This window comes from Pedobacter sp. Leaf170 (assembly GCF_920984665.1).
Classification (GTDB): domain Bacteria; phylum Bacteroidota; class Bacteroidia; order Sphingobacteriales; family Sphingobacteriaceae; genus Pedobacter.
The window spans coordinates 434,423-451,899 of sequence record NZ_CAKLBP010000001.1 but is presented as its reverse complement, the minus strand read 5'-3'; the positions used below and the strand labels follow the sequence as shown (position 1 = coordinate 451,899).

Annotated in this window: 13 protein-coding genes; all 13 read right to left on the bottom strand. The window is 38.5% G+C overall.

Annotation, left to right across the window (positions count from 1 at the left end):
• Positions 1 to 7: 7 nt before the first annotated feature.
• The 13 genes from LUA90_RS02035 to LUA90_RS01975 all read right to left on the bottom strand — a co-directional run bounded on the left by LUA90_RS02035 (position 8) and on the right by LUA90_RS01975 (position 17,477).
• Complete coding sequence (locus LUA90_RS02035) at positions 8 to 4,906, bottom strand: hypothetical protein (RefSeq protein WP_231489921.1); 4,899 nt, start codon at positions 4,904 to 4,906, stop codon at positions 8 to 10.
• A gap of 3 nt (positions 4,907 to 4,909) precedes the next feature.
• Positions 4,910 to 6,301, bottom strand: a complete 1,392-nt coding sequence (locus LUA90_RS02030; protein WP_231489920.1) for a hypothetical protein — start codon at positions 6,299 to 6,301, stop codon at positions 4,910 to 4,912.
• Complete coding sequence (locus LUA90_RS02025; protein WP_231489919.1) at positions 6,298 to 7,341, bottom strand: hypothetical protein; 1,044 nt, start codon at positions 7,339 to 7,341, stop codon at positions 6,298 to 6,300. Before LUA90_RS02025 ends, LUA90_RS02030 begins: the two co-directional genes overlap by 4 nt.
• The gene (locus tag LUA90_RS02020) at positions 7,341 to 8,666 is read right to left on the bottom strand and encodes a hypothetical protein (protein ID WP_231489918.1); all 1,326 of its coding nucleotides are present in this window, start codon (positions 8,664 to 8,666) and stop codon (positions 7,341 to 7,343) included. Before LUA90_RS02020 ends, LUA90_RS02025 begins: the two co-directional genes overlap by 1 nt.
• Positions 8,666 to 9,601, bottom strand: coding sequence for a hypothetical protein (locus LUA90_RS02015; protein ID WP_231489917.1), 936 nt, complete (start codon positions 9,599 to 9,601; stop codon positions 8,666 to 8,668). The genes LUA90_RS02020 and LUA90_RS02015 overlap by 1 nt, the downstream gene beginning before the upstream one ends.
• Complete coding sequence (locus LUA90_RS02010; protein WP_231489916.1) at positions 9,601 to 14,055, bottom strand: tape measure protein; 4,455 nt, start codon at positions 14,053 to 14,055, stop codon at positions 9,601 to 9,603. The genes LUA90_RS02015 and LUA90_RS02010 overlap by 1 nt, the downstream gene beginning before the upstream one ends.
• Positions 14,056 to 14,307: 252 nt before the next feature.
• On the bottom strand, positions 14,308 to 14,799 hold the full coding sequence (locus LUA90_RS02005) for a hypothetical protein (protein WP_231489915.1): 492 nt from the start codon (positions 14,797 to 14,799) through the stop codon (positions 14,308 to 14,310).
• Between the two features lie 44 nt (positions 14,800 to 14,843).
• Positions 14,844 to 15,611 carry a hypothetical protein gene (locus tag LUA90_RS02000; protein ID WP_231489914.1) on the bottom strand — a complete coding sequence of 256 codons (768 nt, stop codon included), beginning with the start codon at positions 15,609 to 15,611 and terminating at the stop codon, positions 14,844 to 14,846.
• Positions 15,612 to 15,621: 10 nt separating this feature from the next.
• The gene (locus tag LUA90_RS01995) at positions 15,622 to 16,056 is read right to left on the bottom strand and encodes a hypothetical protein (protein ID WP_231489913.1); all 435 of its coding nucleotides are present in this window, start codon (positions 16,054 to 16,056) and stop codon (positions 15,622 to 15,624) included.
• Positions 16,053 to 16,514, bottom strand: coding sequence for a hypothetical protein (locus tag LUA90_RS01990; protein ID WP_231489912.1), 462 nt, complete (start codon positions 16,512 to 16,514; stop codon positions 16,053 to 16,055). Before LUA90_RS01990 ends, LUA90_RS01995 begins: the two co-directional genes overlap by 4 nt.
• Positions 16,505 to 16,834, bottom strand: coding sequence for a hypothetical protein (locus LUA90_RS01985; RefSeq protein ID WP_231489911.1), 330 nt, complete (start codon positions 16,832 to 16,834; stop codon positions 16,505 to 16,507). Before LUA90_RS01985 ends, LUA90_RS01990 begins: the two co-directional genes overlap by 10 nt.
• Positions 16,835 to 16,836: 2 nt before the next feature.
• Positions 16,837 to 17,148 (bottom strand): DUF6706 family protein, encoded by a 312-nt coding sequence (locus tag LUA90_RS01980; protein WP_231489910.1) that lies wholly within the window; start codon positions 17,146 to 17,148, stop codon positions 16,837 to 16,839.
• A 5-nt stretch (positions 17,149 to 17,153) separates the two neighbouring features.
• Complete coding sequence (locus LUA90_RS01975; protein ID WP_231489909.1) at positions 17,154 to 17,477, bottom strand: hypothetical protein; 324 nt, start codon at positions 17,475 to 17,477, stop codon at positions 17,154 to 17,156.

The following is a 17,477-nucleotide window of genomic DNA, read 5'->3' as shown; positions in this document are numbered from 1 at the left end:
ATGATATTTAATTTTGACCGCCTTCAACATTGACGACGATTCCGTTTTTATAAGTTGTTTTAACCCAAGTTGCGCCAGGTGGAATAGATGGCGTTTGATGGATACGAACTTGATTTGAGCTACCGCCGGCCACTTGAAACACATAGCCAGTCCATCCGCTTAATTCGGTGTTTCCATCTTTAACCTTTACGGTATCAAGAACTGTATTTCCTGTTATGTTTAAACCGGTATTAGCTTTTACAACTCCCTCTGGCGACACCTCGAATTCAGTGGCTCCAGAAACCTGATTTATTTTTTTGTAGAAACCGTTGGTTATAAAACCTTTTCTTCCAATACTTGATGCTCCATCCGAGGTTGCAAAGTCGCCCACTCTAAAGCCAGGGCCATAAGTAATGGTAATCGTTGGAGGTAGCGGAAAATCATTTGCTTGTATTGTGATGCTTTCAACTGCAGAGTCGTCATCACCTTCAAGTAAGACATTTCCACCTGAGTAAAGTCTAAAATTGTTAAGTGCTGCACTTACTTCGAAAAACTTATCAGTGCCCGGTGTGCGAATGCTTTTACCAACGATATCCAAACCTTGAATGTAGCTCGCGGTAATGAAATTCGTTTTAATATAATCTGCGTCGATTAGGTTAGTTCTAATCATGCCACCTTCAATTATTGTCGAACCTAATTTTGAATATTCCACAACATCCTGATAGGCCATGCCCTTCAATGCGGATGTTAAATTGTTGTATGCAGTGATTGCGTTATTCGCAGCTGTTTGGGCGGCTTGTATGGTTGTTGACACATCATAAACAGATGGTGTCCATCCTGTGGCCTTTTGTCCTTCTTCAACTTTTATGTTGGTTATATAAAATTGTTGGCTTGCACCTGAACCATAAACAATAAAAGGCGAATAACCACTAAATGAATTTGAATTAGTTGTATAACTTACCCTTTGCCATGCAGTTGAGTTTGATACAGAAATTTGATTATAAATTTCAGAGTAACCAATTAACAAGTTTAAATTATCATAATACGACCCTTTAATATCAAATGAAATTGTGTACCAGGTATTTGTTTTAACATGTACAATACTGCCAGTGTATATACCATTTCCGTAAGCAGTTGATCCAATAAAAACAGCACTTCGACCATCAACGTTAGCCGCAATTACGTTACCGCCATTTATACCCCAATTTGTTAAACCTAAAGCAAAATTGCTGTTGTTTAAATTATTGACAGCACCGATTGATAAATCATTTAAAAGCTGTTGCGAAGCCAAAACGGCAGCCGACTGTGCCGCATTTGCTTTTGCTGTCGCATCACTCGAAGCGGCTGAAGTTGCAGATAAAACCGCGGCATTTGCTTTGGTTGTTGAAACACTATCTGCGTAAGTTTGAGCAGCGGAAATTGCCGCAATTGTTTTAGTATCGGTATAACCATTTGCATTTGTAACAGCTGTTAAAAATTTAGCTTGGCTATCTGCTTTTGCATCTGCTAAATTTGTAGCGGCTTGATTTATTCTTGCTAATTCTTCGGCGCTTATTTTTCCATCCGCATAACTTTTAGCTACTTCCCGTTCAAATGCACTTTGTGAAGTAGCATAATTTTGAGCAGCTGCTTGAGCTGCATTTGCATAACCTAAAGCTAAATTAGTAGCATTTGTTTGTGCTGTGTTTGCTAAAGCTTGTGCGTTATTTGACACATCATAAACAGAAGGTGTCCACCCTGTGGCTTTTTGGCCTTCTTCAACTTTTATGTTGGTTATATAAAATTGTTGGCTGTAGCCAGTTCCGTATACAATGAAAGCATCACTTCCACTAACGTTATTTGAGTTCGTAGTATAAGAAACTCTTTGCCATACAGCAGAATTTGGAACGGTTATTTGACTATATATACCACTATAACCAACTAGCAAGTCTAAAATATCATAATATGAGCCCTTGATGTCAAATGAAATTGTGTACCAGGTATTTGCTTTTGATTTAATAATACTGTTTGTATATATTCCATGGCTATAAGCAGTTGATCCAATAAAAACAGCACTTCGACCATCAACTGTTACCGGGGTCGCCACCCCGCCGTTTAAAACCCATCCTGTTAAACCTAAAGCAAAATTGCTGTTGTTTAAATTATTGACAGCACCGATTTGTAGGTTATTAACTAAAGTTGTTGCATTACTTAAAGCATCTGTGCCAGCATTATTAGCCGCAGATTGAGCAAAGCTTTGCGTTGCCAATCCACCGGATATAATTAACGCATTGGTTTCAATTAAAGATGTCTTAATATATCCACCTTGAATTATGGTACTACCCAGTTGAGCCAACTCTACTGCCGATTGGTAAGCCAAGCCACCTAATGCATTCTGAATATTGGTTAAGTTATTTTGAACGATTGCAGCATTGCTGATTGCGGTGTTTGCTGTGGATTGAGCGTTATCAGCCAATTGCTTTGCTTTGATGGCAATAGCACCTAATAAACTAACTTTCTCATTGTAGTAGTTGGTAAAATACTGCCTGAAAGTAGTTCCATTGATAACGTCATCCGAACCCATTGCAGAAAGCAAGGGGTTTAGATAATTGATTAAAGCAGAATAATTATTGTCGTAATTAGTTGCACTAACTGAATATTGCCCAGCCTGAGCAACGATGATTGGCCGCTCTCCAATAATGATGTTATATTCTTTTAATACATCTGGTTTTTCAGAAGCAGCAAGAATATTATCGTTCGCTATATTGGCGATTACCTGATTGGCAAGATTTGCAGAATTCTGTGCGTTATTCGCAGCGGTCAAAGCTGAGCCTGCATTTGAAATTGCAGTATTGGCAACGCCTTGAGCTGTTGCCGCATTATTTAAAGCGGAACTGGCATTGTTTGAAATATTATTTATTGCCGATAATGAGTTGCCAACAAAAGTCACATCACCTTTAATGGTTCCTGTCTCAAGGTTTATTTCAAGCGCATTATTTCTTCCGGTAATTGTACCGGTTTTAATTCTGTTTCCTGTGATATCTGTTATACCGTAAGTAAATTCAGAATCTCTAAAGCCATTGTTCACCGGATAAATTCTGCCTGCAAGGAAGTGGTAAAATCCTGCAACATCTTCAGGTTTGATTTTGTCGGTAGTAACAACCCAGCTCCCAACCTGAGAAGTTTTGCTACACTTAACATAGATGTAATAAAGACTTAAAGGATTCAGACCGCTCTGGCTTAATGGAGTGATTGTCCAGGTGTCACCATTTGTGCCGATATTTGAAATTTCCAAGTGGATAAGCTGACCGCCTGATATATTTACCGCATTAGCATCACCACCAATATTATCAGTTAATCGAACGGCACTAAGCACAAAGTTTTGAGACTTTACGCCGAAAATTCCAATTGCGGCTGTAAGAACTCCTACATTAAATTTATCCGTATCGAAATTACCATCAGTATCAAAAACACTCGATTCTAATTGGCGCAAGGCTTGAGCCGCTCTTTTGTATTGAATGATTCCACGAGCTGTAATTTCTGCAATCTGTTTTGTGTTGTTTAAAACAGTAGCGAAAATTTTCGACACCTTATCATAAACAATTTCATTTCCGATAATACCAGTAACATCGAATTCATCTACTAAAGGATAACTGATTTCTGTAAAACGTACGATTTCATTTATTTCAAATTCGCTATCTATTAATGTTACCCTATCACCAATATTAAGTTGAATGTTATTATCCCGAAGATGTTTTGCATCCGGTTTAACAGAGTAGATTATTCTTTGGCCTTTGTTCTGGTTTAAAAATGCAGTTGTTTCGGCTTTTAATTTGTTTTCCCAAGTTGCTACATAAGATGCGGGCATTCTCACATCGATGAAAGTGAACTTATCACCAGATTCAGGTTTACTCGTTGCACTCGGATAATAATAGCCGGTGGTATCGGTAAAAGGAATTAACGTAACGGTTTTGGTAGAGAAATTAAAATCGCTTATTTCAAAATCTATGCCTGTTACAGGACCAGTAAGAAAGCTGACTTTAGGTTTGACACCTTCTTGCAATTGATTCAGTAGGTTAAAGTCGATTTCGGTGTCCTGAATTGTTGCTGATGTTATTTTTCCGTTTTCGCTAATGAAATTAACAGCTCCTACGACTCCCTGAAATCGAGGATATAATTCAAGGTTTTCATACTTACCTTCTCGAACTCTTTCAGATCCGGCAGTAACACCAGGCGTTTCAACATAGCGTTCTTCGAACACAAGATTTGTTTCTTCGCCATTTCTATACTTAGAATCGATATTTCTTGTGCCTCCAATACCATAAACCCTGTTAATTTTCTCTTTGCTGGTATCTGAATTGATTTCAATCTGATGAAGGCCTTTGCTTCGGCCTTGTTCAAAAGTTAAACCAGTATCGCTTCCAACTGTAGCAACAAGATTTATCGTGGTACCATTAGCACTCCATTCTAACTTGAATGCTTCAGCAATCATATCAAGTGCTGGCCTGATGAAAGTCCAGTCGTAATTTAAAAGTAAAGGCTCAGTGTTATCGACTTGTCCAGCAATCCAATCAGTGTCATCAATATTCGCGCTTGCTAACAATAAAGCCAGATGCTCAGCAGCTGTACCGAAATATGGAAAAACATGAGCGCCCTCATCTTGTACATAAGTATCAAGCAGGTCGTAAAATCTTGCAAGAAAATTGATGTTATAAGTTTTAGCAAGGTTCTCGCTGTTTTTCCCAACCTGTGGTTTTACTCTGATTTTATAAGGAGCGTTCTTCCAAATAATATAATCCTCTTCCTCAAGTTTGAGTACAGTCAAAGTAGTTACCGGACACGTAATGAGTTCTGTGCCTGGTAACTTTGCATTGAATACCGTGTTTTCATCGATATCAATATTGGCAATTATATTGCCTGCCCTGAAAATTGCTAAAGAGTTAATCATAAATTATAGTGAAGCTCCGATACCGGTAAATTTTGAATTGAATGCAGCGTCAACCACATCGTTAAGGGATGATTTATAAATGTTGCCAGATTCCTTAATGACCACATCGCTCATGTTATTAATCATGTTTCCGATTGGCCTTCCTGAGTAATTCAATTCGAAGCCTAAGTTGTTATAAAATTCAAGTGAACCGCCATAATTGTATAAATCAAGGATTTGACCCTCCCAATCTTTGGAAGTGTTCATTCTGCCAACTGTGTTGTTATATACTTTTGCATTGGCGAATGTTGTTTTGCCAGAAATTATGTATCTGTCAAATCCCTGTAGCTCGAATGCTCCGTACTTACTTGTATTGAAACATATATTGTTATAAATCTCACTGGTGTAAGGGGTAGAGCCTCGAGAGTAGAGCCACATTCTTATTGCATTACCCTGGTAGTTAGTGAGTTTATTATTATGAAACTTTCCACTTCCTTGAGCGAAGAAAACACCATTGTGATTGGTATTTTGAGTGTTTACATTATCAACGATATTATGATGGAAATTGAAGTTTTCGACATTTTCAAATACCACCGCAGAACCAAGCCAAGGCGAGTTTTTGAATGTGTTATACGCAACCTCCGGATTCTTGAATAAACCTTTGTCTGCATTTAAATTTTTATCCAGCTTTCCTTCCATCTGGATGTTGCCGAAATTATCAAAAACGTTATTGATTATTTTAAGACCTATGTTTGCAGTTTCAACTTTACCATTATAGTCTACCTCTTTTGCTCGATTGCAATAGAAAGCATAATCACCACAGTTGATGAAGGTTGAATTGTAAACATGAAAATTATTCAGGGCAAAATCGAAGCGTAAAACTCTCGAGTTGTTGTTTGACATTTTGATTCCATATATTTCAACGAAATCGCCAGAACCCAATTCAATTCCGGATTTTTCAAGATTTACTCCATTAGCATCAATGATGATATTTTTAAGCTTATTGCCGGTAATGTAAATACTACTATAGTTACCGGGCTTTAGTTTAATTTTTTGATTAGAGTAACCGGACAAGTCCAAAGTTTTTCCACTGATTAATGCAACTTCTGTGTAATTTCCGGATGGCAATACAAATGTTGGTTTCGTTCCAGACGATGGTACCGGTGTCGGATTAGTTGGCGTATTTTGTACCGGTGGAACTTGTGCTTTTTCAAGATACTTCTTCAAAGCTAATGTGACAGCTGATACAGAATTGCTTCCTTCAATATCTAACACAACACCGTTTGAGAATGTCACTTTTGTAAGTTTTTTCTCTTCTTTTTTATAGGTATATTTTACGCCATCTATGGCAGTCGTTGTTTGCGCCATAGAGCCAATAGCAATTAATAAGGCTAGAAGTGTGAGTTTGATTTTCATGATGTTTTTTTAAAAATGTTTACCAGTTTTGATGAATTATTAAATGAATAGCTATTTGCGTTTGTAGTGACCGATTGAATGTTTGCGGTCGTATTGAGCAGGAAAGACAAATCCTTCCACATGTTCTTAGCTGACAATGTGCTTAAGTCAACTTCGAGGGTTAATGTATTACCAACCAGACTTTGAGTAATTGGCAAAGCTTTAACTTCTTTGTATTCGAACACCTCACGGGTAGTAGTAACCCAAAGCTGGTCGTTTGATGATGATTGTACAAAATCGAAAAATGATTGAAAAGCAGGTTGATTATCAATAGTGTGTGAACCAATCCTGTAAAATTTATCGTTGGCCGCAACAAGATTGGTTATACTACCTTTAATGAAGTTTAAATCGTTAGCCCATTGGTCTGTAAAATCCCTTCGTAGTGCTGCAAAGGGTCCTACTATACCGTTGTTACCTGGTGGAGAATATTGCCATTCAGCGGTAAATCCGTCTGACTGACTTTGAGAAGTTGAATATAAATAACCTTGGTCAAATGCTGCTTGGGCATGCCCTGCATAGTTTGTCGGCACAATTTTGCTGCGAGTTTGAAAGCCATTAAATTTTCTTCGTATAAAATCCTGCATTGCGATTGTGCTTTGCAAAGGAGTCATGTCTGCCCCAAAACCAACCGGGTCATGATAATATCCATGATCGGATAAATCGCCATCAGCAGCTATCACACCTCTTAATCTATCACCAACTTCATTACTAAAGTCATACTCCTCTCCGGTCATTTCCTGAGCGCCATTCACAGAAGCAGCCATTGTATACGGTTTGTTATTGCCGCAACCATCGGTGTAGAACTTATTCGCAAGCACACTGAGGGCAAATGGAATAGACGAACTGTGGTCATCCATTTCAAAACTGAACCAATTCTTTTTGTTGTATTTTAAAGGAGGTATTGATACAACTAAATCGCTTGGGGCACTACTAAAAGTAATGGTCGCAATGAGCTTGTCAAACACTGCCGTTCCGGTAATATATTTTTTAGCTGTTAACATTATGGTTTTGCTGTATCAGATTCTTGAAGTACAATTAATGCTAGTGTCGCACCGTAGTCACCGCTCACCCTGTTAATGGCGGCTTCAATGCTCGTCACACTTGTAAGATTATTGAAAACTATAAACTCAGGATCATTCAGTCCATTAGCAGCAGCACCAAACGAGGCAGCCGAACTTGTGGAAGTTCTGTTTTTTGTAGTTCCGTTAATGGTTACACCTCGCACAACGGCATTATCCATAGGCATCAAGAAGTATAATTGATAATACTTACCCGCTGTAAGCCCTAAGAAATTTATTTTGGCTGATGTTCCACCATTTATTGACCAACCTGTATTTACTGCAGCATTTTCATATACTCCTGTATTGCCAGCTGAATCTTGTGCTGTTGATATCTGAGAATTACCACCTGAAAACGCACCGCTATTTGTTAATGTGATACCAGTTAAGATGCCAGTTATATCTTTTAAATTAGGAGAAGTGAAACCGTTTATCGTTCCTAATTGAGTATTTGTTGCGTTTAGAACATTAGCGTTTGGCGGATTAGTAACACTTCCATCAGCATATTCGCTACACAGGTTTATAAAGATTGTTTTAGGTGTAAAAGCTCCACCTCCGCTTGCTACTGTAAAAGCAGGACTGCTAACAACTGAACTTTCATTTCTGCCAGTTGCAGATTTAATTTTAAATTTCCAGTAACCAGCTGCACGTGCTACATTTCCAACTGAAATAGGTGAATACGGAATGTAAGCGGCATCATTAACACTCATCACAATTTCAGTTGTACCTAAAGCATGGGATGCGGTAAGTGTATCAGTTGAATCATTAGCTGTTAAAGTGGGGGGTGCGGGAGTAGTATTTCCACCACCAGAACCCCAACCTTTAGAGCTTGCATAGGAATCAAGCCATGCAGTATCAATTTGAATACTGCTCTCACTATTGGTATCTGTATACTCTTTTACACCTGGACCAAGAACGACAGCACGTAAATTATTTTTTGCAATGACTTTTTCTGTTCCGATTGTTTCTAGTTTAGCAACATTAGTAGATAGTCTAGCATCAGCTAATGTTCCAGAGGTCAAAGCACCAGCATCAGTGGTAGGACTACCACCGCCAGAGATTGTAATGTTCCCTCCACCTAAGATACTTTGGCCATTAATGGTTTTTATTGTTGTGCCACTCGCCAAGGCAGGCTGAAAACCTGCGGTTATATCAGATAGTAGCACCCAGAACATCTTACCGTCATTAAGGCGAGCAGCCATAATCTTTTCTGTGCCCACAACTGGTGTAAGCCTGATATAATCGGTCGGAAATTGTTTATCTCCCATTAGATGAATAATTTTAAAGTATTACCCTCACTGTCAAGTATTCGATATGATTCGTTATCCAATAAATCGATTAGGTCTACGGTTGATGAATTGATTATTTCAGTTATCTTGATGTCAATGAAGCATAGTTTGGAAGCGCCCATTGTCCTGATGCCAGAAACCGTGAAACCGTCTTTTACAAAAAAACTTCTTAAGAAATCATTGTTATAGTTCAGTGTTCTTAAGCCTGGTTTAGCTAATAATGCCATTAAGCTTTGCACTTTGTCTTTCAAGCCGGAAAAGGTAGGGTCAAGGATTGCCAGCTTAAGCGTTAAAACTGGAGGATCTTTTTTAGCGATAACAAACGACTCTTTTGCGTATGAGGTTATGCTTTCGTTTCTAGGAGCTGGTCGATTGAACCTGTCGCCCGAAAGTTCTAAGCTAAATGCACCCATATCCTTAAAGGAAATACCATCTATTCCATACTTAGCATTCGTCACTGGTAAAGTTGCGCCCGATATGTTTACTAACGGCTCACGCATTGGAATAGTGATTTTCAATAGGCGACTAGACAACCTCTCACCGACAATGGCATTGTCAACATAAACTGAGTAAGTGCCCCAATTTGATGTTAAAGGAACTAATCCAGTGAATCCATCAATATAATTATACAGCTGCTTTGCCTTCGTGCTGCAATCCTCAATATCAGATCCCTGAATATATCCAGTGAGATTAATTGATCGGCCACTAAAGAAAATTTCATTAGCATTAACATAAGGTTCTATTGAATCTTCTTCTGCCCATGAATGAAATGTTTTTCCAAGCCTTGCCGGCATATCCAAAAAACCAGATAAAGCGATATCGCTATTTGCCTGCTTTCCTCCATGAAAACCGAAGTTTGATAAATCAGCTAAAGAAAGGCTATACATCGTCAATATGATTATTGTTAATTTCATTAAATTTTTACACCGTTATTTATTAGGTTTTGGTAGCCGCTACCTCCACTTGTGTTCTTTTCAATCTTTAAAAGAATTGCATTCAGATTGTCTGTGTTGTTAGCGGTTCTTAAGGTGTTATCCCTTATCTCCAATGAAAGATTGAAGGTGTTTACAGAAATGTTGTACATATCCATTAAATACTTGCTAATGCTCATCAAATGCGCAACAGAATCGTTTGATAATTTCACGAGTGTTTTTGTTAAGTCGTATTGACCCCTCCAAATTCCCATCGCTTTATTGGCTGAATCTTCTGTTAATCCAGCAGAAGCAATTATTCCGGTAATAGCCTTGCTAGGTCCATCCGATAGATTTGAACCCGTTACTTTTTTAAGAGCTTCAAACTTTGCTTTCGCATCATCTGTAAGTGATGTAAATAATGTTTGCAAGCTTTTGATTTCACTATCAGTCAACTCATCACCACTTTGCGCTTTAGTTGAAAATTCATCATAAAACTTACTCATCATCTCCGCAAGAACTTTGTTCTTAAAGATTGATAAGGCAGCATCATCCATTGTGCTTTTAAAGAATTCAGCAAGGTCGGTAACTCCCGTTTTACCAGCTTTAAACATATCAAGCAAAGAATCAGTAAGACTATCAGCGGTTGTACCCGTGAAAATCTCTTGAGTTTCCTTTGCTAAATCAGCCATTGCGGCTGTGGCATCATAACCTTTTTGCTCAAGTTCCTTTAATCGTTCAACTAAAGCCTTGGCATCACCTTCAAGTTTGCCCTGGGCTAAAAGAGAGCTTAACTGCTCAAAGCTCATACCTCTCAAGCTACTGTAGGTTTTATCAACTGAAGCTTTTCGGAACCAGGTTCCATGAGTGTACGTTTCAGCAGAAATATAAGACTGGCCTTGCAGCTTTGCCATAATCTCTGCACTCTCTTTCGCATACTCAGCATTTTGAGCACGCCTTAAGGCTAATTCGTCACGAATACCCTGTAGAGCTATTTTATTATTACGGATAGTTTGTAGCTCACGCTGCTTTAACATATCCTGATACTCACGTTCACCAGATATCGCACTAGCGTAGAAGTCAGCAACTTCTTTCCGGGCAGCTGCATTCATCTCCTTAACTTTTTTACCAATAGAGAAAAGGCCGGCAACTGCACTTATTGTTTTGGTTATACCGCCAATAATATCACCACTAGCGAAACTTGAAAAAGCTCCAGCAGCATCAGAACCAACCTGAGCAAGTTTAGCAACAGTATCTAGAGCATAGCCGGCTTTTGTGTCAACTCCGCCTAAAGCACTTGATAATTCGCTGAATCCACCGGATAACTGACCCAAATCTTTTGATACTTTGTCTGCAACTTTGCTAGATGTGTCGTACTGAGATTTTAACCCTTGAGTAAATGATGAATTTGCTTTACCAGTCGAAGGATTTATTATTTTGTCAATTTTTGCCTGAATCTCAGTAAGCTCACGTAATGTTCTTTTAGTTTCATCAGGTGAAATTATTATTCCACCATTTTTTGAAGGTTCTAATGAATCTTTTAGCAAATGAAGCCTTAGCTTCAATGCATCAAGGTTCGATTGATTAACGCCAATCTTTAGCGTGAACTCAACCTTATCTAATTGACCTTGGATTCTTGATTTTAAGTCGTCAGATAGGGTGTCGTCTTTTAATAATTCTTTTAAAGCTTTAGCCTGCTCTTTAACTTGAGCTTGGGTAATATCCAAAGTCTGCTCAGCTAATCTTTTGTAGATATCTGTTTTTGCTATGGCTTCGTCACTCGCTGCACTAATGGCATCATCACGTTTCTTCAACAAAACTTGCTTTTGCTCATCTGTGATTTTTCCTTCTAGTTTTTTAGCTTTATCACGATACTCTGCATTTATACGCTCAATATTTTGATTATAGGTCAAGGCCGATTCGTATGCAGCAGCATAGCGGCTGGCTTCGATTTCTTGAAGAGATTTGATTTGTTTCTCTTCATTATCCAAACGTTCCTTCTCTCCACCTGTCAAACCTAAAGGACCAACAGATTTAATGGCTAGTTTACTGTAGCTCGCTTTCAAACCATTAAGTAAATCATCATATGATCTCAACTCAGTGCCATAGCGCTTTTCAGCGGCAACTTTACCAAATGTGGTTTTGTAGTTCTCAAAATCCTCGTATAGATTTTTCTGCTTTTCGAATTCAATACTTTGCTTTTCAGTGTCTTGCTTATATTTGATTGAATAATCCTCTTTTAGTTCGGCATTATTAATCATCTGGGCAGTTTCGTTACCTAACTGTGGACGACCTGATTTTTTAGCTTCTCGATTATATTTAGCAAGCTCATCCCTCAAAGATTTGTATTTAGCCTGGTTAGCTTCAATTTCTTGCTGGTTTTGTGTTTTTGCAGATGAATTTGCTTTATTATAAGCTTCACTTATTTTATCTAAAATTTCAATGCGCTTTTCACTCCATTGAAACATTTCATCATTTGCTTTTTTGGCGGCTTTTTCATTAGTGCTGAAACTTAAAAGCTCTTTTTGTGCATCAAGTATACGTTTCTTTAATGGTGCTGCTTTTGAAGAAAAGTCTTTTTCTCCTTTATCTAAAGCTTCAAGCTTTTCGGTGTTATCTTTAACAATAGCCTCATAATAAGCTTTGTTCTTCGATGTTTTTTGAACCTCTGCAACTGGATTATCTGCTTTTTGTTTAAGCTTACGTAGCTCGTTAATTTCTTCCTGTTTTTCAACAGCTTGTTGTTGTATTGTTAAAAATTCTATTGTGCCTTTAGCATATAGTTTCTTTTGAGATTGAATAATTTGTAAATCTTTTTCAGCTGCCGCAATCTGTTCCTTAGAACCAGTTTGAACAGACTTACCAATAAGCTTATTTGTTTCAATCTGCTGTTTTAACAAGAGGTTACGAGCATCATTTTCTTGCTTAAGGATATCACGTTGAATTGCAGGTGATTTATCGGTAATGTCTTTTCTAGTTAGCCCTTGTGATAGATATGCGTTTGTGATTCGCTCTCTTTCTTCAATTGCCTTACGTAATGCATTCTCCTGTTCAATACTTGATTTTATAGCACCTTCATTCGCTTCTGCGGCAAATTTCTGTCTCAATGAAACTATATATGCATCGACACTGGTTTTAAGCTTACCGTATGAAATTGTTTTTTCATCGATTCCGCGAACGATAGAAGGATCGATTGATTTTATTTTATTATAGATATTAACCCGTTCAGTTTCTGAAAGGTTAGTATTTCTTAGCATTTCAATGTAAACCCTAAGTTTGCTCTCAGCTGTCTCAACAGCGTCACCCTGCCTTGCCATAGCTTCGGTTGTCAATTCCGATGCAGTTTTAAGTTTTAGAGCATTTTCACTTGTTAGGTAAAGGTATGTACCTAATGCAGCGAGCGCAGCTGCTACCGCAACGTAAGGATTTGCAAGCATTGTTGCATTTAGTAACTTTTGAGCTTTAGTAAGCGTAGTAGTCCAATAGTATTGCAGAATTTCAGCAGCTGTGAATCCTGTTGTTGCATAAGTTGCAATAGAGGTTGTTGCAGCTGTCACAAGCAATGCGGCACGATATGCACCATAACCAGCTACAACGGAAGCAAGAATATCAATAACCTCTTGATAATTTTCAATTAGAGTAATTGCGCCGCCAATAGCACTAGCAAAAACACCTTCATTTTGTTTACCAAGGTCATTCAACATAACCGCCCAAGCATCTTCCAAATTACTCAACTGGCCAGTTAACGTTTTCGATTGTTCTTGCATTAAATTGAAGAACTGACCACCTGCACCGGTTAATTTATTGAATGCTGCCTCGACTTGTGGGAAGCCGACTTTACCAGCTGAAACATACTCTCTTACCTGTTCAACGTTAATCTTCATCGTATCAGCAAGAGCTTGATAAATTGGAATACCTCTACCAGCAAACTGATTAATATCCATTTGAGTAACTCGGCCAGAAGCCTTAAGTGTACCATATAGATAAACAACATCATTTAGTTGTGAGCCAACACCAGAAGCGATGTTTCCAAGCATTTCAAGATTCTTAGTGATATCCTGAGCTGCGAAACCGTAAGCTAATAATTGTTTTGACCCTGAAGCAACATCTTGAAGGCCGAAAGGTGTAACGGCAGCAAGCTTCACGCTCTCAGCCATTAACTTATCAGCCTTTTCTTTACTTCCAAGCATGGTGCGGTAAGCAACTTCAATTTGCTGAAACTCGCCACGTACCTGAACCATTGAAACAACAAAGTCTTTTGCTGCTTGTATAGAGAAATATCCGGCTGCCGCTGCTGCTGCTTTTTTAGCGAAGTCTTCTAAGTCAGCACCTTGCTTTTTTTGATTATCTGTTAATGAATTAAGGCCATTACGAATAGACTGAATATCCTGGTTGAACTGAGAAAGATCAATTCCAGCATTCCATTGTAAATCTCCACCTGCAACATTAACCGACATATTATGATTCTAATAATTCTCTTAATTCACGTTCTTCATTCTCAGGACTTACAATTGAAGTCTCATCTGATTTTTTGCTTTCGTAGCTAGGAATACTTGCCATATCCAGACTGTAGTTCAACCAGCTGGTTTGCCACAACAGTTCACTTCGGCTCGCTTTAAAGTACTTTCGGTATGCGCCAGTCATACGCCAAGGGCTATTATCTCCCTTGCTTTTAGGCTCATCTTTTGCAAATCCAGTGTGGTTGCATTCTATGCAGCCTCTTCCGGTGCACTTACCACATTTAGGCCTTTCATTAAGATGATAGATTTCATAAAACCCTTAGCGCCAACCTGAGTAAAAATGATATCCAATATTTCTGATATCATCTCGTAGTCCATTTGGTAGGTTATGAATTTTTTTAATTCTTCTGAAGGCTCATTTTCATCATTTTGAATAGCACAAGCAATGATGTAGATTATCTTACTCAAATGCTCGGCACTACCAGAAAACAACGCTTCTCTAACATCTTTATTTGTGATATCATCTGGTATCAATAATACTTTTGATGATATTCTAAACATGTTCCCGACATTAATCGGGCGGATAGCTAAAACAACCTTATTACTCATGCACCGAATAAGAATAAAAAATCGCTTAAACCAACTTTTGTAGTGAGGATAAACGGTATAATATTGTGTGCGCTGCGTAATTATGTCGCCAGTTTTCGAAAGAGTTTCTTCTACAGTTTCTTGATTGGTCATTGTTGATTTTTAAAAGCTCCCTACAGAATAGGGAGCTGTAAGATTTATGCCGGCCAGTCAATGCCCCAAGCAGGAGTATTGGCTTTATCTGGCTCCATTAATAAACCAGTATAGTCAATCTGACCAAGTTTGGTTTTATCAAAGCTCACCGCTAAACCAGAAGAAATATCCATTTTAACAAATTTGAACTTGATACCAGTTTGACTTTCTGCAATTACTGATTGTTCTAAAGTGGCTTTTACACCGCCGATAGGAGCTGACCAGGATTCTGCACCTGCGTACAGTGCACTAACAGGAACTGTAAATCCTGAACCCGTGCCGCCTAGTAAAGCAGCTGGTGCGCTCAATGTATCAGCTGCAGTGTAATCAACACCTTTCCCTAGAATTGTGATTGCAGTAACAACGCCACCAGAAACTGTGATGTCAGCAGAAGCGCCAAAGCCTGTACCGCCCGAAAGTGGTACGTTTTTGTAAACTCCATTTGCATATCCCGTACCACCAACGATAGTGCCCAATGTCTGAACTCCGTTAGGACCAGAAATTGTGCCCCCGAAGAGTTTCTTCATTGTTTTAGCACTGATGTTGTACGTACTAGCGTTTAGTGTAAAATCCGGGTCTTCACCATCGATAAAGAAGATTGAGTTTTTCTTTTCTTCGGTTTTTACTCCCGTTTTTGTTGGTTTATCAACTGTTAAAGTTGCTGAACCTAATACTGTCTCACCGAATACCTCGGTAAGTGTTTGACCCATACCACCATCGGAATGAACGTCGCCCATGATTATGCTTTTTAAAGCGTATACCTTTTTGGCCATTTTTATTTAATTATTGTGGTGAATAAAATTCTATTCTGAAATTGACGTAATGTTGCTCGTTTTCATCCGGTATGATCACATCTTGTTGCACTTTGAAGCAATATGAACCGTTGTTTAAATAAATCTCTCTTCCTTCGCCTAATGCCTTATTTAAAAGATTTGATATCTCATCTAGCCTAGTGTAATCGGGTTGAGAATTATCACTCAAAGCACCTGGTAAAGTCAATGTTTGATTTTTACAGTAAGCGTTAACATTCAAAATACCATTTTGAACAGATTCTCTTCCCATTGTGATAGCGTTGATAACAACATCCTCTTTTGAAGAGTTCAAAGGCCGCTGCATCTTGTAAAGATGGCCGTTGACCTTTTTTTCATCACTTAGAACTTCACTGTTCTTCAGATATTCAAATAATATGTTAATTGCTCCAGCTGTAGTCACGCTCATCGCTTTGCCAATTTTTTAGCTAAACCTTCAATAGCATCTTTTAAATCTTCTTCCGCTATTTTGCTTGAACCAGTTATAACATCAAGGCCACGACTTTCAACAGCTGCTGCGTAGTTCATACCAGCAACAACGATTAATACGTAACCGGTGTTAAATTTTGATTTTAACTCTCTTATAAGTGCTTTTGCCTCTTGAACGCCTTTTGTTCCAGTTCCGCTAACTTCATAGTTGTCTTGAACGGTTTTACCATTGTTTAAAATGATATAGCCGATAGATGAACGTAGGTTACCAGTTATATTCCCGAAGCCACCTTGCTTTTTGGTTTTAAGTCTGGCATTAGTTACAAACGTTTCCCCGATATACTGGAAACGACTTACAACAGCCAGCTCAATTCTTTTAAGCAAGTCAGCACCAACGTTTTTTATGTCGGCTTTCGAAAATTTGGCTTTTACACCCATAGTCGAGCATTCAATTGACCTCTGCTAAATTTCTTTACAGAAGACTTGATAAGCAATCCGTCAGAATTATGAACTTCGACAATCTGACCAAAATTAAAAACGGGGCAATCCTTTGTCATGTAAACGGTATAGCTGTATTCCAGCTGGGTACCATCGTTACTGGCAACTAATCTGCCTTTGTCGTTCATTTCGGCTCTGCACTTTATGAATGGTTGTTCTACACCAGGCGAAGCAGCACTCCATGTTCCTGATTCTTGGTCATAAACCGATTCAGCAGATGAAGAACTATACTTTAAATCGTTTGGATATTGAACTACCATAATTAGTGTAGATAAGTTGCATCATTAATTGAGCTACCCATCGTGTCTACCATTTTCCATTTAGACAATAGCAAAGAACGGATTCGCAATAAATTATCCTTATCACTGTTAGAGATGCTGTAACCACCTTCAGAAATGCTTCCGGATGTGCAAACAGTTAAAAGAAGCCCTATCATGCAAACGTCAACATCCTTTTCGTTTTGTTGGGTATAAATAGTATCGCCATTTAAACCAGCGTCAATTAACGCCTTCTCAATCCTGTTATCAGGAAGCGGATAGTCAACAGTGCTTTTAAGAGCTGCTTTTATTGTCATTTCAATTACGCTTTTTCAACGTGTCCGTTAGCAACTAATGCCGCCAAACGTTCAGTATCGAAATCAGAAACATCAGCGCCAACTTTGTGAATTTTATCGAAGTTGCTGATATCTCGGAATTCCTTAATAACGGTGAACACATTGGCCTCTGGCTTTTCAGGTGCAGGGGTTATGATAGCGTTATAAATTTCCTCGACACCTTCTGCATCGTATCCATTCTCGTCAGCCGCAATCGCTGTTTTAACTTCATCGGAAGTCTTGCCTTCAGCGTGCAATCCGCTATATTTTGCAACAGCGGATTTAACTTTTGTATGATGTAATTTTGCCAT